Annotated in this window: 19 protein-coding genes; 13 read left to right on the top strand and 6 right to left on the bottom strand. The window is 68.7% G+C overall.

Annotated elements, in window-relative coordinates:
* The first annotated feature begins 28 nt into the window (after positions 1–28).
* Positions 29–3,202 carry a carboxyl transferase domain-containing protein gene (locus A5780_RS26970; RefSeq protein WP_064910061.1) on the top strand — a complete coding sequence of 1,058 codons (3,174 nt, stop codon included), beginning with the start codon at positions 29–31 and terminating at the stop codon, positions 3,200–3,202.
* Between the two features lie 26 nt (positions 3,203–3,228).
* Here A5780_RS26970 and A5780_RS26965 read toward each other — a convergent pair whose 3' ends face one another.
* Positions 3,229–4,041, bottom strand: coding sequence for an SAM-dependent methyltransferase (locus tag A5780_RS26965; RefSeq protein ID WP_197516615.1), 813 nt, complete (start codon positions 4,039–4,041; stop codon positions 3,229–3,231).
* Between the two features lie 151 nt (positions 4,042–4,192).
* Positions 4,193–5,335 (bottom strand): hypothetical protein, encoded by a 1,143-nt coding sequence (locus tag A5780_RS26960; RefSeq protein ID WP_156769681.1) that lies wholly within the window; start codon positions 5,333–5,335, stop codon positions 4,193–4,195.
* A gap of 390 nt (positions 5,336–5,725) precedes the next feature.
* On the opposite strand from A5780_RS26960, the gene A5780_RS26955 reads away from it, so the two are divergent.
* From A5780_RS26955 to A5780_RS26945, 3 genes are read left to right on the top strand one after another with little or no spacing between them, the layout of a single operon-like run.
* Positions 5,726–6,061 carry a metalloregulator ArsR/SmtB family transcription factor gene (locus tag A5780_RS26955; RefSeq protein ID WP_064907031.1) on the top strand — a complete coding sequence of 112 codons (336 nt, stop codon included), beginning with the start codon at positions 5,726–5,728 and terminating at the stop codon, positions 6,059–6,061.
* Positions 6,061–6,828 carry a DUF2071 domain-containing protein gene (locus A5780_RS26950; protein ID WP_082976749.1) on the top strand — a complete coding sequence of 256 codons (768 nt, stop codon included), beginning with the start codon at positions 6,061–6,063 and terminating at the stop codon, positions 6,826–6,828. Before A5780_RS26955 ends, A5780_RS26950 begins: the two co-directional genes overlap by 1 nt.
* Positions 6,829–6,878: 50 nt before the next feature.
* Positions 6,879–7,457, top strand: coding sequence for a DinB family protein (locus tag A5780_RS26945; protein WP_063018152.1), 579 nt, complete (start codon positions 6,879–6,881; stop codon positions 7,455–7,457).
* Positions 7,458–7,521: 64 nt separating this feature from the next.
* Here the strand turns inward: A5780_RS26945 and A5780_RS26940 are convergent, their stop codons facing one another.
* A complete protein-coding gene (locus A5780_RS26940; RefSeq protein ID WP_064910057.1) occupies positions 7,522–7,995 on the bottom strand; it encodes a flavodoxin family protein in 474 nt (157 codons plus the stop codon).
* A gap of 75 nt (positions 7,996–8,070) precedes the next feature.
* On the opposite strand from A5780_RS26940, the gene A5780_RS26935 reads away from it, so the two are divergent.
* Both A5780_RS26935 and A5780_RS26930 read left to right on the top strand, forming a co-directional pair.
* Positions 8,071–8,832, top strand: a complete 762-nt coding sequence (locus tag A5780_RS26935; RefSeq protein ID WP_064910055.1) for an enoyl-CoA hydratase — start codon at positions 8,071–8,073, stop codon at positions 8,830–8,832.
* A gap of 85 nt (positions 8,833–8,917) precedes the next feature.
* Positions 8,918–9,700, top strand: coding sequence for a PaaI family thioesterase (locus tag A5780_RS26930; protein ID WP_064910053.1), 783 nt, complete (start codon positions 8,918–8,920; stop codon positions 9,698–9,700).
* 13 nt (positions 9,701–9,713) lie between these two features.
* Here the strand turns inward: A5780_RS26930 and rox are convergent, their stop codons facing one another.
* Both rox and A5780_RS26920 read right to left on the bottom strand, forming a co-directional pair.
* Positions 9,714–11,132, bottom strand: coding sequence for a rifampin monooxygenase (gene rox, locus A5780_RS26925; RefSeq protein ID WP_064910084.1), 1,419 nt, complete (start codon positions 11,130–11,132; stop codon positions 9,714–9,716).
* A 211-nt stretch (positions 11,133–11,343) separates the two neighbouring features.
* The gene (locus tag A5780_RS26920; protein ID WP_197521881.1) at positions 11,344–11,808 is read right to left on the bottom strand and encodes a GNAT family N-acetyltransferase; all 465 of its coding nucleotides are present in this window, start codon (positions 11,806–11,808) and stop codon (positions 11,344–11,346) included.
* 65 nt (positions 11,809–11,873) lie between these two features.
* Between A5780_RS26920 and A5780_RS26915 the strand changes: the two genes are divergently transcribed.
* The 5 genes from A5780_RS26915 (at position 11,874) to A5780_RS26895 (ending at position 17,027) form a co-directional block, all read left to right on the top strand.
* Positions 11,874–13,088 (top strand): site-specific integrase, encoded by a 1,215-nt coding sequence (locus A5780_RS26915; RefSeq protein WP_064910051.1) that lies wholly within the window; start codon positions 11,874–11,876, stop codon positions 13,086–13,088.
* Between the two features lie 241 nt (positions 13,089–13,329).
* Positions 13,330–14,778, top strand: a complete 1,449-nt coding sequence (locus A5780_RS26910) for an amidase (RefSeq protein ID WP_064910049.1) — start codon at positions 13,330–13,332, stop codon at positions 14,776–14,778.
* A 285-nt stretch (positions 14,779–15,063) separates the two neighbouring features.
* On the top strand, positions 15,064–15,738 hold the full coding sequence (locus A5780_RS26905) for a DNA polymerase beta superfamily protein (RefSeq protein WP_197521880.1): 675 nt from the start codon (positions 15,064–15,066) through the stop codon (positions 15,736–15,738).
* Positions 15,738–16,373 (top strand): metallophosphoesterase, encoded by a 636-nt coding sequence (locus A5780_RS26900; protein ID WP_064910045.1) that lies wholly within the window; start codon positions 15,738–15,740, stop codon positions 16,371–16,373. The genes A5780_RS26905 and A5780_RS26900 overlap by 1 nt, the downstream gene beginning before the upstream one ends.
* Positions 16,374–16,382: 9 nt before the next feature.
* Positions 16,383–17,027 carry a LysE family translocator gene (locus A5780_RS26895; protein WP_064910043.1) on the top strand — a complete coding sequence of 215 codons (645 nt, stop codon included), beginning with the start codon at positions 16,383–16,385 and terminating at the stop codon, positions 17,025–17,027.
* A 62-nt stretch (positions 17,028–17,089) separates the two neighbouring features.
* On the opposite strand, the gene A5780_RS26890 is transcribed toward A5780_RS26895, so the two are convergent.
* The gene (locus A5780_RS26890) at positions 17,090–19,396 is read right to left on the bottom strand and encodes a molybdopterin-dependent oxidoreductase (RefSeq protein WP_063018135.1); all 2,307 of its coding nucleotides are present in this window, start codon (positions 19,394–19,396) and stop codon (positions 17,090–17,092) included.
* 165 nt (positions 19,397–19,561) lie between these two features.
* On the opposite strand from A5780_RS26890, the gene A5780_RS26885 reads away from it, so the two are divergent.
* Both A5780_RS26885 and A5780_RS26880 read left to right on the top strand, forming a co-directional pair.
* Positions 19,562–20,896, top strand: a complete 1,335-nt coding sequence (locus A5780_RS26885) for a glycoside hydrolase family 1 protein (protein WP_064910041.1) — start codon at positions 19,562–19,564, stop codon at positions 20,894–20,896.
* Between the two features lie 106 nt (positions 20,897–21,002).
* Positions 21,003–22,697: a hydrogenase maturation protein gene (locus A5780_RS26880; RefSeq protein WP_064910039.1), complete on the top strand. Its 1,695-nt coding sequence runs from the start codon at positions 21,003–21,005 to the stop codon at positions 22,695–22,697.
* The last annotated feature ends 5 nt before the right edge of the window (positions 22,698–22,702 follow it).

Raw genomic sequence — 22,702 nt, 5'->3', positions numbered from 1 at the left:
TGACGTCAATGTCAATCAGACTGGCGGCATGCAGGTGGTGGTGGCGAACCGAGGTGAAGTGGCGGTCCGTGTGTTGCGTACAGCGCGAGAGCGCGGCTACGGCACGTGGGCGTTGTCGACGGCGGACGAGCCGGACGCGATGCCGGTGCGGCTGGCCGACGAGGCGGTCCGGTTGCCGGGCTCGGGCGCCGCGGCCTACCTCGACATCGACGCCGTCGTCGCGGCCGCCGGCAGTGCGGGGCCGGGCGCGCTGGTACATCCGGGCTACGGATTCCTCAGCGAGAGCGCCGATTTCGCCGCCGCATGCGCGGCAGCGGGACTGGTATTCGCCGGGCCGGCTCCGGAGGTACTGCGGACCTTCGGCGACAAGGTGGCGGCCCGGCGTGCCGCGGAACAGGCCGGTGTCGCAGTGCTGCCCGCGACCGCCGGCGCCGCCGGACCCGAGCAGATCGAGGCCCTGCTCCTCGCCCACCCCGAGGGTGTGATGATCAAGGCGACGGCCGGTGGCGGCGGACGCGGGATGCGCGTGGTGCGCCGTCGCGAAGAACTGGCGCAGGCCTACGCACACTGCCGCGCCGAGGCTCGCGCGGGTTTCGGTGACGACACCGTCTACGCCGAGGCGTTGGTCGAACACGCCCGCCACATCGAGGTGCAGATCGTCGCCGACGGTTCGCGCGCGGTCGCGGTCGGCGATCGCGATTGCAGCGTGCAGCGGCGCCGCCAGAAGTTGATCGAGATCGCGCCCGCGCCCTCACTCGCGCCGGATATGCGCGAGCACCTGCATGCCGAGGCGGTACGGCTGGCCGAAACGGTCGGTTGTCGTGGCGTGATCACGGTCGAATTCCTGGTGCGCGGCGACACCGCGTGGTTCCTCGAGGTCAATCCGCGGCTGCAGGTCGAGCACACCGTCACCGAGGAGGTGACGGGCCTGGATCTGGTGGCCGTACAGTTCGACCTCGCTCAGGGCCACACACTGGACGATCTCGCGCTGTCGCACGCCGACCGCGGATATGCGGTGCAGGTGCGTGTCAATGCCGAAATTCTCAGCGCGACAGGCGATGTGCTGCCCAGCATCGGCGTGCTCACCCGGTTCACTCCCCCGACCGGATCCGGTGTGCGCGTCGACACCGCCGCCTACAGCGGGATGCGTCAGGGCGCCGGCTTCGATTCACTGCTGGCCAAGATCATCGCCCGCGGACCGACCTGTCCGGCGGCGCTGCGGCGCGCCGCCGACGCGCTGGCCGAAACCACGATCGACGGCGTCGACACTACGGTCGCCCTGCAGCGCGCCGTCCTCGACGCCTTGCCCGGCGACACCACGGTCGACACGCTGTGGTTCGAACGCCACAGCGCCGAATTGGCGCGCCGGGCCGAGGAATCGGCTCCCCCGCCGACACCGCCCGCGGCCGGTGCCCCGGCCCCGGCGGAGCAGTTCGACGATGACGAACAAGTCTTGCGCTCACCCCTGGGTGGCACGGTGATCAGCGTGGTCGAACCGGGCACGGTGGTGGCCGCGGGCGCAGAGGTCGCCGTCGTGGAGGCGATGAAGATGCATCACGTGGTCCGCGCCGGACAGTCGTTGCGAGTGGTGCGGGTGCTGGCCGAACCCGCGACGGTGGTGGATCCGCATGCGGCACTGCTGGTGTGGGACGACGCGGACCACGACGGCGAACACGCCGACCTCACCGCCGTGGACCTCGACGCCGAACGCGAGGATCTCGCGGAGGTGCGGGCCCGCCACCGTGCCGGACTCGACGACGCACGCCCGGAGGCGGTGGCCAAGCGACACCGGCTGGGGCGTCGCACCGCCCGCGAGAACATCGCCGATCTGGTCGACGACGACAGTTTCGTTGAATACGGGGCGTTGGCGGTGGCGGCGCAGCGTTCCCGGCGCAGTATCGAGGATCTCATCGCGAATACGCCGGCCGACGGGCTCGTCGCGGGCGTGGCGACCGTCAACGCCGGACGATTCGGTCACGACCGCGCCCGGGCGGTGGTGATGTCCTACGACTACACGGTGCTGGCCGGTACCCAGGGCATGCGCAATCACGCCAAGACCGACCGCATGCTGGAACTGGCACGCGAACAACGACTTCCGGTGGTGTTTTTCACCGAGGGCGGCGGCGGACGGCCCGGCGACACCGATCACTCGGGTATCTCGGGCCTGGACGTGACGACTTTCCGTGCGATGGCCGCCCTCTCGGGCACGGTCCCGCTGATCGGCATCGTGTCCGGGCGCTGCTTCGCCGGAAATGCCGCGCTGCTCGGCATGTGCGATGTCGTCATCGCCACGCCGGACGCCAATATCGGCATGGGCGGGCCCGCGATGATCGAAGGCGGTGGCCTGGGGGTCTACGCACCGGAAGAGATCGGGCCCGTGCGGGTGCAGCGCCGCAACGGTGTGGTGCACATCGTCGCGGGCGACGAGGCCGAGGCGGTGGCGATCGCGCGTGACTACCTCGGCTATTTCCAAGGGGCCCTCGACACGTGGGAGGAGCCGGACCCGCGGCTGGCCCGCCATGTGGTGCCGCAGGACCGGCTGCGCGCCTATGACATCCGCGCGGCCGTCGCCGCGGTCGCCGACACCGGTTCGGTCTTGGAATTACGCCGCGATTGGGGCGCGGGCGTGGTCACCGCGCTGATCCGCGTGGAGGGCAGGGCTTTCGGGCTCATCGCCAACGACTGCCATCACCTGGGCGGCGCCATCGACGCCCCGGCGGCCGACAAGCTCAGCGCCTTCCTGCGACTGTGCGACGCACACGGACTGCCCATCGTATCACTGTGTGACACACCGGGTTTCATGGTCGGGCCGGAGGCCGAAACCCATGCCACCGTCACGAAGTTCAGCCGCCTGTTCATCGACGCGGCCGCCATGTCGGTGCCGTGGGGCACCGTCATTCTGCGCAAGGGCTACGGATTGGGTGCGCAGGCGATGGCGGCCGGATCGTTTCGCGCCCCGCGGTTCGTCATCGCCTGGCCCACCGGGGAAATCGGCGGAATGGGTCTGGAGGGAGCCGTACGGCTGGGGTTCGCGAAGGAACTCGCGGCGATCGAGGATCCGGTGCAGCGGGCCACCGCATTCGACAATCTGGTCCGCGCCGCCTACGAGAGCGGGAAGGCGCTCACCGCCGCGACGGTGCTCGAACTCGACGACGTCATCGATCCGGCGCAGACGCGCCGCTGGATCGGCACCCTGCGCTGACGCGCGGGTGCCGATCCCGGTGCGGCTCAGGCGGATTTGCGGGCCAGTCCGGCGACGATCAGTTGCTCCCACACGCTGAGTTCGCGGCCACTGCCGGAATCCTCGGCGGCCGAGCGCGGCCACCAGCGCGCGCACGGCTGCAGGCCCGGATCGATCAGTTCCAGCTCGCCGAACAGCGCCTCGATCTCGTCGTCGTTGCGCCAGCGACCGCGCCCGAAGGCGTCGAGCACCTTCCGCTCGGTGGTGTTGGTCTCGCGGTTGTGCCCGGAGCGGAAATGGGAGATGTAGACCTGACTGCCGGCAGGAACACGGGCGGCCCAGTCGCCGACCACACCGGCGGGATTCTCGTTGTCCTCCACGAAAGCCAACACGACCCCGAACAGCAGGCCCACCGGTTCGTCGAAGTTGATCAGTCGCTGGACATCGGCATGGTCGGCAATGTCGGAGACCTGGCACAGGTCGCGACCCAGCACCGCGATCCGATCGTCGACCGACAGCAGCGCGCGGCCGTGGGCGACGACGAAGGGATCGTTGTCGACGTAGACGATCGGTGCGTCGGGATGCTGGCGGCGTACCACGTCGTGCACGTTCTCGGTGGTGGGCAGTCCGCATCCCAGATCGATGTATTGGCGAATTCCATTGGCGCACATGCTGCGTACGGCGCGCAGCGTGGCCGCGCGAGCGGTGATCGCGACCTGTTCGGAACCGGGCAGGAAGTCGATGAAGTAGTCCGCGAGGTTCTGGTCGACTCCGTAGTTGTCCCGTCCGCCGAGGATGTAGTCGTATACCCGTGCCACGCTCGGCCTTGCTTGCCGCGCTCGCATGGCGTCGTCGTTCACTTGTCACCTCTCGATTCCCACGACGCCCGTCGCAGCCGTGGCTGATTAGTTGTCGAGCATAGCGGTCGGCCCCCGCCGAAGCCGACGATCGACTCGGTCTCGGCGTGGTTTCCAAGCCTGTCGCCGGTTGATTGCGTGATTGATCACCACGTCAGCGGGGATCGGCCATTTCTGGTGCGCCAGTGCCTGATTCGCTCTCCCGCGCGGTGCGCGTGCCGGTCCGCCGCGACAGTTCGGCGTCGAGTTGCGCCTCGGCCCGTTCGGCCCGGGCCAGGGTCTGGCGGCGCGCGTCCTCGACCGCCGCGAGCCGGGCCGCAGTCTGCTGCGCGACGTGTTCTGCGGCCGCGGCGGCTTCGGCGCGCACGGCGGCGATATCGTCGGCGGCACGCTGTTGTGCCGCATTCGCCTCCGCCCGCATCCGGTCGATCTCGCCGCGGGCGCGGGCCAATTCCGCCTTGGTCTCCTCCAGGGTCCGGTTTCGTTCCGCGACGGCCGATTCGGCGCGTTCGATGGCGCGTTCGGCGTCGGCGGCGCGCTGGACGGCCAGGTCGCGTTCGGCGCCGGCGGCGGTGATGCGCTGGGCACTGTCGCGACGCACCTGTTCGAGTTCCGCGGTGAACGTGGTGCGCGCCAATTCGATTTGCTCGGCGGCCTGCCGCCGCGCCTCGTCGACGTCGTGCGCGCACTGCGCGCGAACCGCGCGTATCTCGGCGTCGGCCTCGGTGCGTGCGGCGAATACGTCGTCGGCCGCCTGTTTGCTGACGCGCTGCACTTCCCGCAGTGCGTCGTCGCGTGCGGTGAGTGCCTCCGCGATACGCGCTTCGGCCGTCTCGGCGGCCGCGGCGGCGTCTTCGGCCGCCGATTCCGCTGCGTCGCGGGCGTCTTCGGCCTCGCGCCGCGCCTTCTCCGCTGCCACGGTGGCGACCTCGGCCTCCGCGATGCGCCGCGCGGCATCGGCCTGCACGGCCTGGACCTGCGCCTCGGCCACCGAAGGGTCGGCCAGGGTCGACAATTCGGCCACGGCGACCGACAGCGTGTTGCTCAGCTGGTCGGCCAGAGTCCGGAACTGAGTGAGCATCTCGTCGGCTCGCAACCGGGCGGCGGTCACCGGACCTGGTTGCGTCACAGTGACGTTCGTCTCCGTCCCCTCACCCTCCTGCTGACGACGCTGTCGCTCCCGCCATGCCCGCCATCGCGTGTGTTCGGGATGGTCGCAATATTCCGACGGCCGTCCCGGAGTCCCGCCGCGGGTGATGGTGCGCGTACAGCCGGGGTAGTTACAGATGCTCGACACCTGGGAATCGTAGCGTTTGTTTCGTCATCACCAACGGAACGACACGAAACGAAAGCTGGGAAGCCCCAGCGGATTCCATATTTGGCTGACCTCCGATAAGTGAACCTTATCGGAGGTCAGCCCTGCACTTCGCTTCGAAATCTCCTCTGGCTATTACGTTTACGTTTGGTCGCATCCAACTAAACGTAACTACAACGCAACACACCAAAAACTGTGCTCGGTGGTACGGCCGTACCAATTGACCCAGAGCTTGCACTCGGCGCCTGAAACACGCGGGGTCCCGGTAGAACTCGCGAACAAACAGTTCACCGAACACCCTGACCACGATGTGATCTGACGGTTGGAATCCTGTCGTTATTCGCTATTTAGCTATAGTGCTAAAGTCAAAATATGACCGAGATCGGGCCTGAAGAGGAAGCCGGGGTGTTCCGCGCGCTGGCCGACCCCACTCGCCGACAGATCCTCGAGGACTTGCGCTCCGGCGAGTTGACCGCAGGGGAAATCGCCGCCAAGTTTCCGATCAGCGGTCCGTCGATCTCCCGGCATCTGGGCGTACTCAAGGCAGCCGGGCTCGTCCGAGAGCGACGAGCCGGCAATCGAATCTTCTACTCGCTTGTCGAGGAACGACTGGCTTTATGTGTCGGCAGGTTCCTGAGCGCGATCTGCCCGGAGCAGGTCATCGTCAGACAGCGCAGACCCCGAACCACCGAGAACAGGGGAACCTGATGAGACCACCGCAGATGTCCAGCGTCGTCGAGCGACGCCTTCTGGTGAACTACCGCGTCGCCCCTGAGGCTGCCGCGAGCTTGGTGCCGCCGCCGATGCGGCCTCAATTGGTCGGCGGCTGGGCGGTTGCCGGAATCTGCCTGATCCGCCTCGGGCAGTTGCGACCCAGTCGGCTACCCGGCTGGATCGGGCTGCGCAGCGAGAACGCGGCACATCGCGTCGCGGTTGAGTGGGATGGTCCGCAGGGACGATCGACCGGTGTGTACATCTCGCGTCGCGACAGCGGCTCGGTGATCAATGTCCTTGCCGGTGGCCGACTGTTTCCGGGTGAGCACAGTCTGGCGCGGTTCGACGTGCGGGAGACGACGCAGGACCTGCATGTGGCCTTCGCCAGTCATGACGAATCCCTGTCCGTCAGCGTGGATGTCCGGACCGCCGAGCGGTTCCAGGGAAGCGAACTGTTCGCCGATCTGGCGCAGGCATCGGACTTCTTTCGGCATGGCTCTGCCGGATTCTCGGCCACGCGTGGCGGTCGATGCCTCGATGGGCTCGAGCTCCAGACGAACTCGTGGCACGTCGAACCGGTCGAGGTCTCCTCGGTTCGGTCCACGGTCTTCGACGACCGGGACCGGTTCCCGCCCGGCACCGCAGTGCTCGACTGTGCCTTGCTCATGCGCCAGGTGCCGGTGTCCTGGCGCCCTCTTCCGCCCCTGCGGCCACGCCACGAATCTCTTCCGCCCGCGACAAGCGGACACAACCCGACCTAGTTCGCTGCGATCGTTGGTATCGGAATCGACAACGACCCGAAAGGACAACGATGACCACCGAGAACACCCCGGCGTCCGCACTCGACGGCGAACGCGCCGATCTGCTCGCCCAGCTCGCCGCCGCACGCAGCGCCCTGCGCGGCACCGTCGACGGGCTGACCGACGAGCAGGCCGGCGCGCATCCCACCGTCAGCGCCCTGTCGCTGGGCGGGCTGGTCAAACATGTCGCGGCGATGGAGGACAACTGGCTGCGGTTCGTCGTGGAGGGCCCCTCGGCCATGACCTACGAGCTGCCCGAGGGGGTCACCTGGGCGGACTTCGCCGCCGGCACCGCGCGGGAGTATCCGCAGTGGGCCATCGACCACCGCAACACCTTCGTGATGCTGCCCGGTGAAACGCTCGCCGGCATCCTGACCCGCTACGAGCAGATCGCCGCGCGCACGGAGGAGATCATCGCCGCCGTGCCCGATCTCGCGGCCACGCATCCGCTCCCCGACGCGCCGTGGCACGAGACGGGTGCGGCGCGCAGCGTGCGCCGGGTGCTGATGCATCTGATTCACGAGACCGCGCAGCACGCCGGGCACGCCGACATCATCCGCGAGTCACTGGACGGCCGGACCGCGGGCTGACGCCCGGACCCCACGCGGCGGGTGCATACCGGCCGCCGCGTGGGCCCGGGCGAAGGTGGCGCTTTCAGCGCCCGGCGGTGACGCGGTCGCGCAGCCCTTCGGCGAAGGTGCGTGCCGCGTGGAGGTCGGCGGCGTCGGGATGTCCCTTGCTGATTCCGCCGACGATTCGCATCGGCAGCCAGGTATCGAGGCCGCGGCAGGTGAAGGTGTCGAGCACCGTGAAGCCGCGCTGGGTGAGAAGCGTTGCGAGCGAACGGGTATAGCGGCGCAGGGGTGTTTCCGGCATACCGCTGGTGGCGTAGACGAACGCCTTGGTACCGGACTGTGCCGGCAGCGCGCGGATCAGCTCGCGCAAGCGGGGATGGAAGTTCATGGTGAAGATGCCGGACCCGAATCCCACGAGGTCGCAGGAGGCGAGTTCGGCGGTGTCGAGTTCCTCGGGCCCGACGACGCGGGCGCCGAGCACTTCGCCCATGGCCTCGGCGATCCGCCGGGTATTGCCGTGCGATACCGAGACACATACGATGACGGCCTTCATGCGGGCTCCCTTGCTCGTCCGGTTCGACTCGGATTCCCGGATCGTATCGACCGCGCCCTCCCTTACGATGACGCCATGGCGGAGATCACGGTGGAGCGGCGCGATGCGGTCGCGGTGGTGACGGTATCGGACCCGCAACGCCGAAATGCGTTGACACTCGGGCTGTCCGAGCAGCTGGCGGCGGCGATCGCGGAGGCGGAAGCCGATGCCGGGGTGCACGCGGTGGTGATCACCGGGGCTCCGCCGGCATTCTGCGCGGGCGCCGATCTCAGCGCACTCGGCGAGGCGGCGGAGGAAGGCTTGCGGGCCATCTACGCGGGATTCCTCGCTGTGGCCGAATGCTCGCTGCCCACGGTCGCGGCTGTCGGTGGGGCCGCGGTCGGCGCGGGGCTGAATCTGGCGCTAGCCGCCGATGTGCGCCTCGCCGGACCGCGCGCTCGGTTCGATGCGCGATTCCTGCGGCTGGGTATCCATCCGGGCGGCGGCATGACCTGGATGTTGCAGCGCGCCGTCGGGTCGCAGCAGGCCGCGGCCATGACGCTGCTCGGCGAGATCCTCGATGCCGACGCGGCCCACAGTGCGGGCCTGGTGCATCGTGTCGTCCTCGGCGACCATGACGACTTGCTCTCTGCCGCAGTCGAATTGGCGGCCGGTGCGGCCGAGGCGCCGCGCGATCTGCTGATCACCACCAAACGCACCATGCGCCACACACGCACTCTGGACGCGCATGCCGAGGCCGTCGACGCGGAGATCGTGCCCCAGGTGGCTTCGCTGGATTCCGAGGAGTTCGCCGCCCGGCTCGCCGCGATGAAGGCGCGCATCAGCGGCCCGCGATAGCCGACGAGAACGTGATTCTCGCTGAAGTAGAATCAAATCGCTCATGTGTGGCCCGGCCGGGACGCACCGGACCGGAGGAGATGCCGTGAGTGTCGAAAGCAGACTGTCCCCGCGCCGCCACGTGCTGCTCGAACTCGGCTTCGCTACCCGGCGCGCCGGTGACGAGGTGCACGGTTCCGCGACCATCGTGCCGGAACTGCACGCGCCGGGAACCGCGCATCTGCGCACCTCCATTCTCGCCACCTGGGCCGATACCGTGGCCGGGTTGCTGGCGTCGCTGGTGATGCATCCGCGGGTCCCGGTGACCCTGGAACTCGACGTCAACCTCTACCGGCCCGCGCCCGCGGCCGGGCAGCTCGAGGCGATCGGCCGCACCGTGAAGGTGGGCCGGTCGGTCTTCGTGGCCGAGATCGACTTCGCCGTCGACGGCGAACCGCTGGCCTTGGCCGGCGCCTCCTTCATGGTCGCCCCCGACCCGGACCTGCAACTTCCCCGCGCGCTCAGCATCGACATGCCGGCCGGCCGCGATCGGCTCACCACTCCCCTGGCCGAACGCCTGCGCTGCGAACGGGCGCGCCCCGGCGTGGCCGTTCTCCCGCGCACCGACGAGGTGCTCAACGCCGCCGGCAGCGTCAACGGCGGCCTCATCGCCGTCGCGGCCGAGGAAGCCGTGCTGTCCCTGGCTCCCGGTGACAGCCTCAGCTTCCTCGGCCTGCGTTATCTGCAACCGGCCAAGGTGGGCCCGGTGACGGCCACCGCGACGCTGCGGGGCGGTGTCGGACGGGTCGATCTGCGCGACACCGGCGCCGACGACCGCCTCGCCACCATCGCCACCGCCCGCACCCTCGGTGTCGTGGCGCGACCGTAGATCCGGCGGCCGATCAGGCCGCGCCGAACCAGGTCGGGAGATGGGCCAGCAGATCGTCCTGGTCGTCGCCGACCCACGCCACATGCCCGTCCGGCCGTAGAAGAACTGCGGGAACATCCAATTCGTCGCTGACATCGACGACGTGATCCACCCGGTCGGCCCACCCCGCCACCGACAGCCGGCCGGTCTGATCCAGCAGCAGTCCGCGGCCCGCGTGCATCAACCCGTAGAGGCGTCCGTCCTTCAACCGCACGTCCCGCAGGCGCCGGCCGAGCAGTTCGTGCCCGTCACCGAAGTCGTAGCGGATCGCGGTGCCGGTGATCTTCTCGGTCAGCCGCCGGTTGACCTCCTCGATATCGATGAGCTCGGTGAGCAGCCGCCGCACCGCACGGGGCCCCGGCTCGAGCAATATCAGCTCCATCTGCGCGCGCGTGTTGTCCAGCACGTCGGCGGCGACCGGGTGCCGCTCGGACTCGTAGCTGTCCAGCAGCCCGGCGGGCGCCCAGCCGGCGACTTCGCCGGCCAGCTTCCACCCCAGATTGAACGCGTCCTGGATGCCGAGGTTGAGACCCTGACCGCCGACCGGCGGATGGACGTGCGCGGCATCCCCGGCCAGCAGCACCTGTCCGGACCGATACCGCGCGGCCAGCCGGGTCGCGTCTCCGAAACGCGAGAGCCAGCGCGGTGAATGCACGCCGAAGTCGGTGCCGGCGGTGGCCACCAACTGTCGCTTCACCTCCTCCATCGTCGGTGGCACCGTACGGTCCTCGGACAACCCCTCGGCCGGCACCACGAAGCGGAACGTCCCGTTGCCCGACGGCCCGACCCCGAAACGCCGCTGGGTCTTGCGGACCTCGGTCACCACCGCGGTCACGGTCTCCAGCGGCGCGTCCAGCTCGACCTCCCCCAGCAGCGTCTCCACCCGCGTCGGTTCACCGGGGAAATCGATCCCCACGAGTTTGCGCACGGTGCTGCGTCCGCCGTCGCAGCCGACGAGATACCGTGCGCGCAGCCGGCTGCCGTCGGCCAAGTCGACGGTCACACCCTCCGCATCCTGGGTAGCGCCGACCACTTCGCAGCCGCGCCGGATGTCGACGCCCATCTCGGCCGCATGTTCGGCGAGCAGCCGATCGGTGACCGTCTGCGGAATGCCGAGCACATACGCGTGCGCCGAGTCCAGCTCCGGCTGCGGTGCCGTGATACCGGCGAAGAACCCGCCGACCGGATATTTCGTGCCCAGCTCGAGGAAACGCTCCAGCAGCCCCCGCTGATCCATCACCTCGATACTGCGCGCGTGCAGGCCCAGCGCGCGGACAACCTTCGTCGGCTCGATCTCCTTCTCCAGCACGACCGGGTTCAGGCCGTGCAACCGCAATTCGCACGCCAGCATCAGACCGGTAGGCCCGGCACCGGCAACGATCACGTCAATCATGAAACCCCATTCGACACGGTGGTGGCCGAGCCCGCGAAACCGCCGATTTTCGCAGGTCATGGCGTTGGCTCGACGATTGTGCAGCACACCCCCGGCCTTGCCGCAAGACCCTCTGTGCGATATATATTGATAGTGGAAGGGAGTTCGGGGGAACTCCGCGCAATCCGATTCCGGGCTACTTCTGTTCCCGCGCTTCCGCTTCGCCCGCAGCTCACACCGCGCGCGTCATGAAGACACTCGTCCCGTTGTCGAGGTAGTCGCCGAACGCGCCGCACCGCACGAACCCGCACCGTTCGTACAGCGTCCGCGCGGGCCGAAACGCTTCGCCCGCACCGGTTTCCAGACTCACGCGCGCCCAGCCGCGGGCGCGTGCCAGCTCGAGCAGATGCGTGACGATCGCGGCGCCGACGCCGTGCCCGCGCGCCGCGTCGAGGGTGTGCATCGATTTCAGTTCCCCGTGCCCGCCACCGAGATCACGCACCGCGCCCATACCCAGCAGCAGACCGTCGCGCCGAGCGGTGACCAGCGTGAGTAATGGATCGGCCCATCCGCCCTGGTCGAGCGCGAAGACGGCCTCGGCGGGGGTATGGGCCCGCGCGAAGGCGAGATGGCGGGCGGCCAGAGCCCGCACGTCGGCTCGGGCGGGATCGTCGGCGGCGACTGTCACGGACGGCACGGTCGATCATTCTTCCCGGCGCGGGCGGGCGCGGCGAACGTCGTTGCCCGGTAGCCTGTCTCGCGATGAGCGTCTCACCGGATCCCGTGGTCGTCGATATCGCCGTGCCGGAGGCGGTTCGCACCGAATTACGGCGGGGTGTGCGCAGCGTGCTCGTCGACACGGTCGCCCTGCGGATGGTGCGGGAGCGCTTCGACACCGAGCAAGCCGGGGCACTGAGCCGTTATCTGGAGGCTTCACAGTCGCCGAACACGGTGCGCGCCTACCGATCCGACTGGATCGGATGGTCGGCGTGGTGTGCGGCCGAGGCGCGGTGCGCACTTCCCGCGGACGCCCTGGACGTCGCGGTATATCTGGCCGCGGCCGCCGATGCGCGAAAACCGTCCGGTGAGTGGGCCTTCGGGCCGGCCACACTGGAACGCAAGAGCGCCGCCATCGCCGCGGTCCATGCCGCCAACGGCCTGCCCTCCCCGACCCGATCCGATGTGGTGCGGCTGACCCTGCGTGGCATTCGCCGCACCCGTCGCAGCGTGCCCAACCGTAAGCGTCCCGTGCTGCTGCACACGCTCGAACAACTGCTGGACGGATTGCCGGCCCCGGGCTGGCCCACCGAGCCGGCCCGCCGCCGAGACCGGCTGATGCTGCTCGTCGGCTTCGCCGGGGCACTGCGCCGTAGCGAACTCGCCGGACTACGCGTCGGCGATGTGGCGGTCACCGTCGATCACCGCACGGGCGAGCCCGTGCTGCTGGTGCGGCTGCCGGCGACAAAAACCGATCCGACCGGCGCGGGCGCCCAATCGGTGGCCCTGCCGCGTGGGGCACGACCCTCGACGTGTCCGGTGTGCGCCTTCGCGGAGTGGATCGACCTGCGCGACATCCATTCCGATGGCGGCGCCGACGATCTGCGGTCCTGGACTGAGCGCACTACCGCCGCCACCGACATCCACCGCTGCCACGGCTTCACCGGCGCCACCCGGGTCGATCCGCAGGCCCCGCTGTTCCCGCCGGTGTCGCGGCACGGCGGCATCGGCGCGCAGCCGATTTCCGGGCGGGCGGTGGCGGAACTGGTGAAACGCTATGCCGCACGGGCGGGACTCGATCCGGCCCTGTTCTCCGGACATTCGCTGCGCGCCGGATTCGCCACCCAGGCCGCATTGGGCGGCGCGAGCGACCGCGAAATCATGCGCCAGGGCCGCTGGTCCAATCCGCGCACCGTGCACGGCTACATCCGCACCGCGAACCCGTTGGAGGACAACGCGGTAACGAAACTCGGGTTGTGAGGCCGAGTCGAACGGTCTGCGGCAGAAGTGGAAATTCGGCAGCCATTGTGACATCTATCCCGTTGTCTGAAACGGCATTTCATGGCTTGCGCCGGCAAAGCCGGGGCGCTGTCTACGTCATGACCTGGGAATATGACAGAACGAATGCGTTGATTTGCCCTGCAAGTGGCCTCGTTCGAATTTCCTCTTTGCGCGAAGAGGTATTTTATGCCCCCTGCCGCGGACCAATACCTTCCGATTCATGGAGTGGAACTTTCAGTCGGCCGAAGAAATTGCGGCTGCCTTGCGTGCCGGTGTGGTGACCTCGGTCGAGCTGACCGACGCGGCGATCACCCGTATCGAGCGCGACGACAAGGCGATCAACGCGATCTGTGTGCCGGACTTCGACAATGCGCGGGCCGCCGCGCGCGCTGCCGACCGGGCGCGCGCCCGCGGCGAGGACCGCCCGCTGCTCGGTATTCCGGTGACGGTCAAGGAGTCCTACGATATGGCCGGGCTGCCCACGACCTGGGGTATACCGCAGCACGCCGACTATGTACCGACCGAGGACGCGGTACAGGTATCGCGGTTGAAGGCCGCCGGTGCGGTGATCCTCGGCAAAACCAATGTGCCGCTGATGCTGCGAGATATCCAGAGCTTCAACGAGATCTACGGCACCACCAACAATCCGTGGGATCACGGCCGCACGTCGGGTGGGTCGTCCGGCGGTTCGGCGGCGGCCCTGGCATGCGGATTCGGCGCGCTGTCCATCGGCTCCGACCTTGCCGGTTCGTTGCGCACCCCCGCGCATTTCTGCGGCATCTACGCGCACAAGCCGACACTCGGTCTGGCGCCGACCCGCGGGATGGTCGCGCCGCCCGCGCCGGCACTGCCGGTGGACCTCGACCTCGCCGTTGTCGGTCCGATGGCGCGCACCGCCCGCGACCTCACACTCCTGCTCGACGTGATGGCCGGACCGGACCCGCTGACCCACGGCGTCGCCTACGACGTCGTATTGCCGCCCGCGCGCCACGAACGGCTGGCCGACTTCCGTGTGCTGGTCGTCGAGGACCATCCGCTCATTCCGACCGGGGCGGCGGTGCGGGCGGGCGTGAACCGGGTCGCCGAGGCGCTCGTGGACGAGGGTGCCCGCGTGGAACGGCACAGCCCGCTGCTGCCCGACCCGACCGAAGCGGCGACACTGTATATGCAGCTGATGCTGTCGAACGCCGCAGCAGGTCTTCCCCTCGACGTGTACCGGCAGCTGCAGACCCGAGCCGCCGCCCTCAGCGCGGACGATCGGGGTCTCGACGCGGCGCGATTGCGCGGCATGGTGCTCAGTCACCGCGACTGGGTCGCGGCGAACAACGGTCGCGAACTCCACCGCCACGGTTGGCGGCGACTGTTCTCCGAATTCGATGCGGTGGTGTGCCCTATTACGCCCACTCCCGCCTACCCGCACGACCACAACGGAGATCTGGAGGACCGGCACATCGACATCGACGGCGTCGAGTACCCGTACTTCGACCAGCTGGTGTGGGCCGGCATGGCCACCATGCCCGGCCTGCCCGCCACCGCCATACCGGCGGGCCGCTCACCCGATGGCCTGCCGGTGGGAGTGCAGCTCATCGGCCCGATGTTCGAGGACCGCACCCCGCTGCGGCTGGCCGAACTGCTCGAGCAGAAGATCGGCGGCTTCCGGGCACCGTAGTGCGGGCGCTGAGTCGGACCAGTGCGTCGGCGCCGATGCCCCGGCCGGCGCTGCGCACTCGAGACTCTCCCATTGAGTGGGGCGGGAATCCGCACGATGTCGATACCGCTGCGCCACCGGTCGCGTTTGTGCGGTGCGCGGGTCTGAGTGGCTGCGCGGCCGGAAATTGATGTGCGCGTGGCCGTTCGCCCGCACTATCGTTGCCTCTCCGGTGATGGTGCCGGTGCGCTTCGGGGCGTGGCTTGGTCGCAGCGGGCGACAGGGCGTACGGACGGGGGTGGGCAGGTGGAGAATCTGCTGTTGGAGGGCGTCGTCGGGTCGCAGGCGTACGGCTTGGCAACGGCGATGAGCGATACCGACTATGCCGGGGTCTACGCGGAACCGACGAGTACGTTGCTGGGTTTGCATCCGCCGGCGCGAGCCAGCCGCACCGGCCGCGGTGGCGACGACGCCGTCTACCACGAAATCGGTAAGGCGATGGCCCTGATGCTGTCGTGCAATCCGACGGCCTACGAATTGCTGTGGCTCGACACCTACACGGTCACAACGGCTTTCGGGCGGGAACTCGTCTCGCTGCGCGGGTGTTTCGCGTCGGCGAGGCGGGTCCGGCGGGCGTATGTCGGGTATGCCGCCGCGCAGCTGCGTGATCTGGAACAGCGCCCGCATCCGTCGCCGGACCGGCGCGCCAAACAAGCCCGCCACACGTTGCGGCTGCTGTGGCAGGGACATCAGCTCTACACCACCGGCTTCCTGCCGATCCGAGTGCCGGATCCGGAGCGCTACCTCGAGTTCGGGCAGCGGGCCGCGGCCGAGGGGGCGACTCCGGTGCGGGCGGTGTTCGCCGAGTACGAGGCGGCATTCGCCGAGGCGACCTCGGCCCTGCGGGAGGAGCCCGACGAAGCGCCGATCGAGTCACTGCTGCAACGGATCCGGCGTGCCTATCTGAACGAGGAGTCTTAATGAGCGAGGTGTGGTTCCTCGCCGATCCGCACGTGGGGCATCGACTGGTGTCGGGCCTGCGCGGGTTCGACACACCCGAGGCGCACGATGCCGAGCTCGCCGAGCGGTGGGACGGCAGGGTCGGCGTCGAGGATCAGATCTGGGTGCTCGGCGACATCTCGGTCGGTGGCACGAAGGCCCAGATGACCGCACTCGAGTGGATGTCGCGGCGGCCGGGGGTGAAGCATCTGGTGGCCGGCAACCACGACGGCTGCCATCCGATGCGCAGCCGGGCGCATCACTGGCAGCGGATCTATCTGGAGGTGTTCGCCTCGGTGCAGCAGTCCGCGGTGCGCAAGATCGACGGTCACCGGGTGCTGTTGTCGCACTTTCCCTTTCACGGCGCCGCGGACGGGGACCATACCGCCGAGAACCGGTTCGAGGAGTGGCGGCTGCCCGCGACCGGTGACAATGCCGGGCGTTGGCTGCTGCACGGCCACACGCACAGTTCGGTGCGGATCCGCGGCCGGATGATTCACGTCGGTCTCGACGCCCATGAGCTGGCGCCGGTGCCGTTGGAGTGGGTGCGCCGAGTCATCGCGGGTACGGAGAAGGAGTCGGAAATCCGGTGGCCGGGCCGGTTCGCCGATCGTTAGGGTCGTCCTGTGGTGGCGCGTGATCATCTGCTCGAATTCGCCGGATTGGCCGCACTGCTCGTCGTCATTCCCGGGCCGAGCGTCCTGTTCGCGATCACCCGTGCGATCACGGTCGGGCGGCGGGAAGCACTGTTCACCGTGGCCGGCAACGCGGTCGGTGTGTACCTGCAGGTCGCCGCGGTCGCGTTCGGGCTCGGGACGGTGGTCGCGGCGTCGGCCACCGTGTTCACCGCCGTCAAAGTCCTGGGCGCGACCTACCTGATCTATCTGGGGCTCCAGGCGATTCGCCATCGAGCTCGGCTGGCTGACACCTTCACCGCTGAGGTGACCGCACTCCGGCGTGGTCCGCTCACCATGCTGCGCGACGGGCTGATCGTCGGATTCGCCAACCCGAAGTCCCTGGTCTTCCTCGCCGCGCTGCTGCCGCAATTCGTCACCCCGGAAAACGGCTGGGTTCCGGTGCAGATGCTGATACTCGGCATGTGTATCCCGATGTTCGGGTTGATCTTCGACTCCGCGTGGGCACTGACTGCCGGGACAGCGCGCGCCTGGTTCGCGCGCTCGCCCCGACGACTGGCCGCCGTCGGAGGTGCCGGTGGGCTCATGATGATCGGACTCGGTACCAGCTTGGCGTTGACCGGCCGAAAAGACTGAGGCCGGAGCCCGGCACATGGGCGTGCACCGCACCGGCCGGATGTCGTTGTCCGGCAGGCGATTTACGAGCGAACGTCCGATGAGGCCGAAACGATCCGCGGTGGGGTGAGTACCGTCAGGTTCGGGACCGCGCCGTGATAGGCCTCGATCTGCACGAGCGCCAGTTGTCCCGTACTGCCCTGGCTCAGCGTGGAGGAGGGGCGGTCCGCGGTGAGCACGTTCGGGTTGCCGTGCCGGCAGAACGACGGATCGGCGGGATCCGGGTCGTACCAGGCGCCGGTGGACAGTTGCGCGATACCCGGCGCGACCGCGTCGTCGACGACGAGTCCAGCCAGGCAGGAGCCGCGGTCGTTGTACAGGCGCACGATATCGCCGTCGGCCAGTCCGCGGGAGTGGGCCTCCGATGGATGTAGGCGCACCGGTTCGCGGTCGCGGATCTTCACCGATCGGCTGTGGGCGCCGACGTCGAGCTGGCTGTGCAGTTTGGTGCGCGGCTGGTTGGCGACCAGTTGAAGCGGAAAGCGTTGTGCCGCAGCGCTGCCCAGCCATTCATCCGGTTCGAGCCATATCGGGTGGCCGGGGCAGTCGGAGTAGCCGTACCCGGCGATGGTTTCGGAGAAGATCTCGATGCGACCGGAGGGGGTCGGTAGCGGATGCGTGCCGGGGTCGGCGCGGAAATCCGCGAACACCACCTGCGCTGGGTCGGCGAGGGGCAGGTCGAGACCGGAACCGGCCCAGAATCGGTCGAAGTCCGGGAAGCCGCGTCCGCGTTCGCCGAGGTCGGACAACCATTGCTCGTACAGGTGCCGCAGCCATTCGCCTGTTGTGCGTCCCTCGGTGAATTCCTTGCCGGTGCCGAGTCTTTCGGACAATTCGGCGAGGATGTCGTAGTCGTCGCGGGCCTGTCCGTATGGGCGGGTGAGGGCCGGCATCGGGAACAGGACGCCGTCGTTGTCGCCCGTGCCGTAGTCGTCGCGTTCGATGGTCATGGTGGCCGGCAGCACGATATCGGCGTGGCGGGCGGTGGCGGTCCAGAACGAGTCGTGGACGACGATGGTGTCGGGCCGATCGAACGCGCGGCGCAGGCGCGCCAGGTCCTGATGGTGATGGAAGGGGTTGCCACCGGCCCAATAGACCAGGCGGATATCGGGATAGCGCAGCTCACGTCCGTCGTATCGGAACGGGGTGCCGGGTGCGAGCAGCATATCGGCGATGCGCGCGACGGGGATGAATCGGTCGATCGGGTTGGCGCCCTGGGGAAGTCGCGGCAGCGGCAGAGTGCGGGTGGGTTCGCCGACGCTCGCCGAGGATCCGTAGCCGTGTCCGAAACCGCCGCCGGGCAATCCGATCTGGCCCAGCATGGCGGCCAGCACCACGCCCAGCCACGTCGGTTGCTCCCCGTACTGCGCCCGCTGCAGCGACCAGCTCACCGTGACGAGCGTGCGCGCCGCGGCCATCTCGTGTGCCAGCGCCCGGATGCGTTCGGCCGGCACCCCGGTGATCGCGGCCGCCCAGACGGGATCCTTCACCACCCCGTCGGCCGTGCCGCGTAGATAGTGCGCGAACTGTTCGTAGCCGACGGTGTGGGAGTTCAGGAATGCGGTGTCGGCCAGGCCGTCGGCGTCGAGAACCTGAGCCAGCGCGAGCATCAGCGCGGCGTCGGTGCCCGGGCGCGGGGCGATCCACTCCGCCTCCGCGACCTCGGCGGTGTCGTCGCGCAGCGGGGCGACGGTGACGAACCGGCAGCCACGCCGCCGGGCTCGCTCGATCCAGTCGCGGGTGTGGTGGCGCGAGACACCGCCCGGATTGACCGCGGCGTTCTTCGGCGAGATACCTCCGAACGCGACCACCAGTTCGGTGTTCTCGGCGATCACCGATTTGGCGGTGAAGCGTCCCAGCAGCGCGAACAGCGGACCCAGCACATAGGGCAGCAATACCGTGGAGGTGCCCAGGCTGTAACTGTTGACGTGACGGACGTAGCCACCCAGGCAGTTCAGGAACCGGTGCAACTGGCTCTGGGCGTGATGGAATCGTCCCGCGCTGGCCCAGCCGTAGGAACCGCCGTAGACGGCTTCGGGGCCGAATTCGCTGTAGACCCGGCGCAATTCGCCGCTGAGCAGATCCAGCGCGCGGTCCCAGCTCACCGGGACATAGGAATCGCTGCCGCGGCCGGAGGCTCCCGGTCCGTGTTCGAGCCATGATTTCCGGACGTAGGGCCGGTCTATGCGGGTTGGGTGATGCTGCGCCGAAGCCACATTGCCGATCAGCGGGGTGGGCTCGGGATCGCCGGGCCAGGGCCGTACGTCGGTCAGCCGTTCGCCGTCGCTGACGGCGTCGAACGCTCCCCAATGCGTCATGTGCGTGGCCATGGCCGCCACCCTAGCCGCGCGCACCGACAGTGTTCGACCGAATTACGCAACATCTGGACACTTGCCCAATTGCGGGTGAGAATGACTGCGCCGCAACCGGCCGTACGCGAGTGGTGACCGGGTTACCGTTGCCGGAGCGTGCCCCACCGGATACCGAGGAGTTCGATGCGCAACGTCAGTCGCCGCCAGGCTTTCGGTCTGCTCGCCGCCGGGACCGCCGCCGCCGTGGCCGGTCCCGCCGCCTTCGCCCGGGCCCGTCCCGCCGCGCCGGCCACCGTGCCGAATCTGGGCGGTGACTTCCTGTGGGGTGTGGCCAGCGCCGGATTCCAGTGCGAAGGCCATGCGCCCGACAGCAACTGGCTCCGGTACGTGGCCTCGCATCCCGACTTCGACCGTTACCACGATGCGGTCGATTTCTTCACCGGCTATCGCTCCGATATCGGACTGGCCGCCGGCCTCGGCGTCGGCGTCTACCGCATCAGCGTCGAATGGGCACGGGTGCAGCCGCGGCCCGGCGAATGGGACGCGGCCGGATTCGCCTTCTACGACAGCGTTCTCGACACGATGGCCGCACACGGCATCCGCCCGATGCTGACCCTGGACCACTGGGTGTATCCCGGCTGGGCCGCCGACCGCGGCGGCTGGGCGCATCCGGCGATGCTCGACGACTGGCTGGCCAACGCGCGAACGGTGGTGCAGCGCTATGCCTCTCGCAATCCGCTGTGGGTCACGTTCAACGAGCCGGCAATGTACATCGTCAACGAAACCCGCAACGGCGGATTGTCGCCGGCGGACGTCCCGGCGATGCAGCAGCGACTGATCCAGGCGCACAACACCATCTACGACGACATCCACCGGATGCAGCCGGACGCCATGGTGACCAGCAACCTCGCCTACATCGTCGGCACCGCGGAACCGGTGGTCAACGGTCCGATGATCGATGCCATCGCCGCGAAACTCGACTATGTCGGCATCGATTACTACTACGGGCACACCCCGCAGGACCTGGCCCGGCTGTCGCCGGGCGACCTCGAGCAGCTGTGGAAGATGCCACTGCAACCCGAGGGAATCTACTATGCGCTGGAATACTATTCGCGTCGATTCCCCGGTAAGCCGCTGTACGTGGTGGAGAACGGCATGCCGACCGAGAACGGCGCGCCCCGCCCCGACGGTTACACCCGCGGCGACGATCTGCGCGACACCGTGTACTGGCTCCAGCGCGCCAAAGCCGACGGCATCGACGTGATGGGCTACAACTACTGGTCGATCACCGACAACTACGAGTGGGGCAGCTACACACCACGCTTCGGCTTGTACACCGTCGACGTGCTGACCGACCCCGCTCTGACCCGCCGCCCCACCGACGCCGTGGACGCCTACCGCGCGATCACTCGGGCCGGGGGTGTTTCCGCGGACTACCGTCCCACGCGCGGGCCCGTGGCCTGTTCGCTGGTCGACATTCCGGGCAGCTGTGCCGATCCGGTGACCGTGCCGCACTGATCGCACCCACCCGGTATGCGGGCGCGCGGCACTGGGGCTAGTTTCAGAGGGGCAAATGTTGCGGTCCGGTCACGGACCGACGAAACACCCTGATGGAGGACAGCTCGTGCGCATCCTGTTGGTCGCCAGCGCATTCAACAGTCTCACCCAGCGAGTGCATGCCGAATTGCGGGAACGCGATCACGAGGTCGGCGTCGAGTTGGCTCTCGGCGACGATCTACTCCGTGCCCGGGTCGCCCGCTTCCGGCCGGATCTGATTCTGGCGCCGATGCTCACCACGGCGATTCCCGAGGATGTGTGGACCGAACATCCGGTGTTCATCGTGCATCCGGGACCGATGGGCGATCGGGGGCCGTCGTCGCTGGACTGGGCCATCACCGAGGGTGCGGCCCGCTGGGGTGTGGCGGTGCTGCAGGCGGTGGCGGAGATGGACGCCGGTCCGATCTGGGCGTCGGTGGGTTTCGATGTGGCGCCGTGCGGTAAGAGCGAGCTGTATCGCAACGAGGTGTCCGACGCGGCGGTCGAGGCGGTGCTGACGGCGGTGCGCCGCTTCGCATCCGGCGACTACGTGCCCGAACCACTGGATTACGACCGCCCCGACGTCACCGGCCGGCTGCGGCCGTTCCTCACCCAGCAGGTACGCCGCATCGATTGGGCCAGCGCCGATACCGCCACGGTGATCCGCACCCTGCGCGCGGCCGATTCCCAGCCGGGTGTGCTGGACGAACTGTTCGGCCGCGAATACTTCGTCCACGGTGGCCACTACGAGGACCGGCTGCGTGGCGAACCGGGCGCGGTGATCGCCACCCGCGACGGTGCGATCTGCCGGGCCACCGTCGACGGTGCGGTGTGGTTGCCGCAGCTGCGCCCGCGCCGCGTGCCGGGCGGACCGGTGACGTTCAAGATGCCGGCCACCGACGCGCTGGGCGCCGATCTGCCCGCCGGAGTCCCCGAGGTGCCGGTCTCCCCCGCCGAGGCGGCGGTGCGCGACACCTGGTCGGAGCTGCGCTACCACGAGGACGCCGGCGTGGGATATCTCGAATTCGCCTATCCCGGTGGGGCGATGGACACCCGGCAGTGCCGGCGGCTGCTGACCGCGTATCGCGAGGCCTGCGATCGACCGGTGGATGTGCTGGTGCTGGGGCCGCGGCGCGACTTCTTCTCCAACGGCATCCATCTCAACGTGATCGAGGCGGCCGCCGATCCGGCCGAGGAGTCGTGGCGCAACATCAACGCGATCGACGATGTGGTGGAGGCGATTCTCACCACCACCGACAAACTGGTGATCGCGGCGCTGTCGGGCAATGCCGCCGCCGGTGGGGTGATGCTGGCCCTGGCCGCCGACCACGTGTGGTGCCGGGAATCGGTGGTGCTCAATCCGCACTACCGGCTGATGGGCCTGCACGGTTCGGAGTATTGGACCTACACCTTGCCGCAACGGGTGGGCACGGAGATGGCGGAGCAGCTGACCAGCCGGACCCTGCCGGTCGGCGCGCGGGCCGCGGCGCGAGTGGGTTTGGTGGACAAGGTGTTCGAAGGCTCCACCGAGCAGTTCCGGGCACAGGTTCGGCGCGAGGCCGAAAACCTCGCGGCCGCACCGGAACTGCAGAATCTACTGCTGGCGAAGAAGCAGCGCCGCGCGGCCGACGAGGCGGTGCGGCCGTTGGCGCGGTATCGGGCCGAGGAGCTGGCGCATATGCATCGCAACTTCTTCGGCGACGGCGAGTCCTATCACCGGTTGCGGCGTGAATTCGTCGCCAACACCAAACCGCTGGCGACGCCCGCGCATCTGCTGGGCTGAGGTCC

Source organism: Nocardia sp. 852002-20019_SCH5090214, from assembly GCF_001665865.1.
In the GTDB taxonomy this organism is placed as follows: Bacteria; Actinomycetota; Actinomycetes; order Mycobacteriales; family Mycobacteriaceae; genus Nocardia; species Nocardia nova.
This window is presented reverse-complemented; position numbering and strand designations above follow the sequence as displayed.

Coding starts and splice junctions, on each gene's coding strand:
- A5780_RS26970 (WP_064910061.1), top strand. CDS start 29: ATGCAGGTGGTGGTGGCGAACCGAGGTGAAGTGGCGGTCCGTGTGTTG.
- A5780_RS26910 (WP_064910049.1), top strand. CDS start 13,330: ATGGAGTGGAACTTTCAGTCGGCCGAAGAAATTGCGGCTGCCTTGCGT.
- A5780_RS26950 (WP_082976749.1), top strand. CDS start 6,061: ATGAGACCACCGCAGATGTCCAGCGTCGTCGAGCGACGCCTTCTGGTG.
- A5780_RS26900 (WP_064910045.1), top strand. CDS start 15,738: ATGAGCGAGGTGTGGTTCCTCGCCGATCCGCACGTGGGGCATCGACTG.
- A5780_RS26940 (WP_064910057.1), bottom strand. CDS start 7,995: ATGAAGGCCGTCATCGTATGTGTCTCGGTATCGCACGGCAATACCCGG.
- A5780_RS26885 (WP_064910041.1), top strand. CDS start 19,562: ATGCGCAACGTCAGTCGCCGCCAGGCTTTCGGTCTGCTCGCCGCCGGG.
- A5780_RS26945 (WP_063018152.1), top strand. CDS start 6,879: ATGACCACCGAGAACACCCCGGCGTCCGCACTCGACGGCGAACGCGCC.
- A5780_RS26935 (WP_064910055.1), top strand. CDS start 8,071: ATGGCGGAGATCACGGTGGAGCGGCGCGATGCGGTCGCGGTGGTGACG.
- A5780_RS26915 (WP_064910051.1), top strand. CDS start 11,874: ATGAGCGTCTCACCGGATCCCGTGGTCGTCGATATCGCCGTGCCGGAG.
- rox (WP_064910084.1), bottom strand. CDS start 11,132: ATGATTGACGTGATCGTTGCCGGTGCCGGGCCTACCGGTCTGATGCTG.
- A5780_RS26890 (WP_063018135.1), bottom strand. CDS start 19,396: ATGGCCACGCACATGACGCATTGGGGAGCGTTCGACGCCGTCAGCGAC.
- A5780_RS26955 (WP_064907031.1), top strand. CDS start 5,726: ATGACCGAGATCGGGCCTGAAGAGGAAGCCGGGGTGTTCCGCGCGCTG.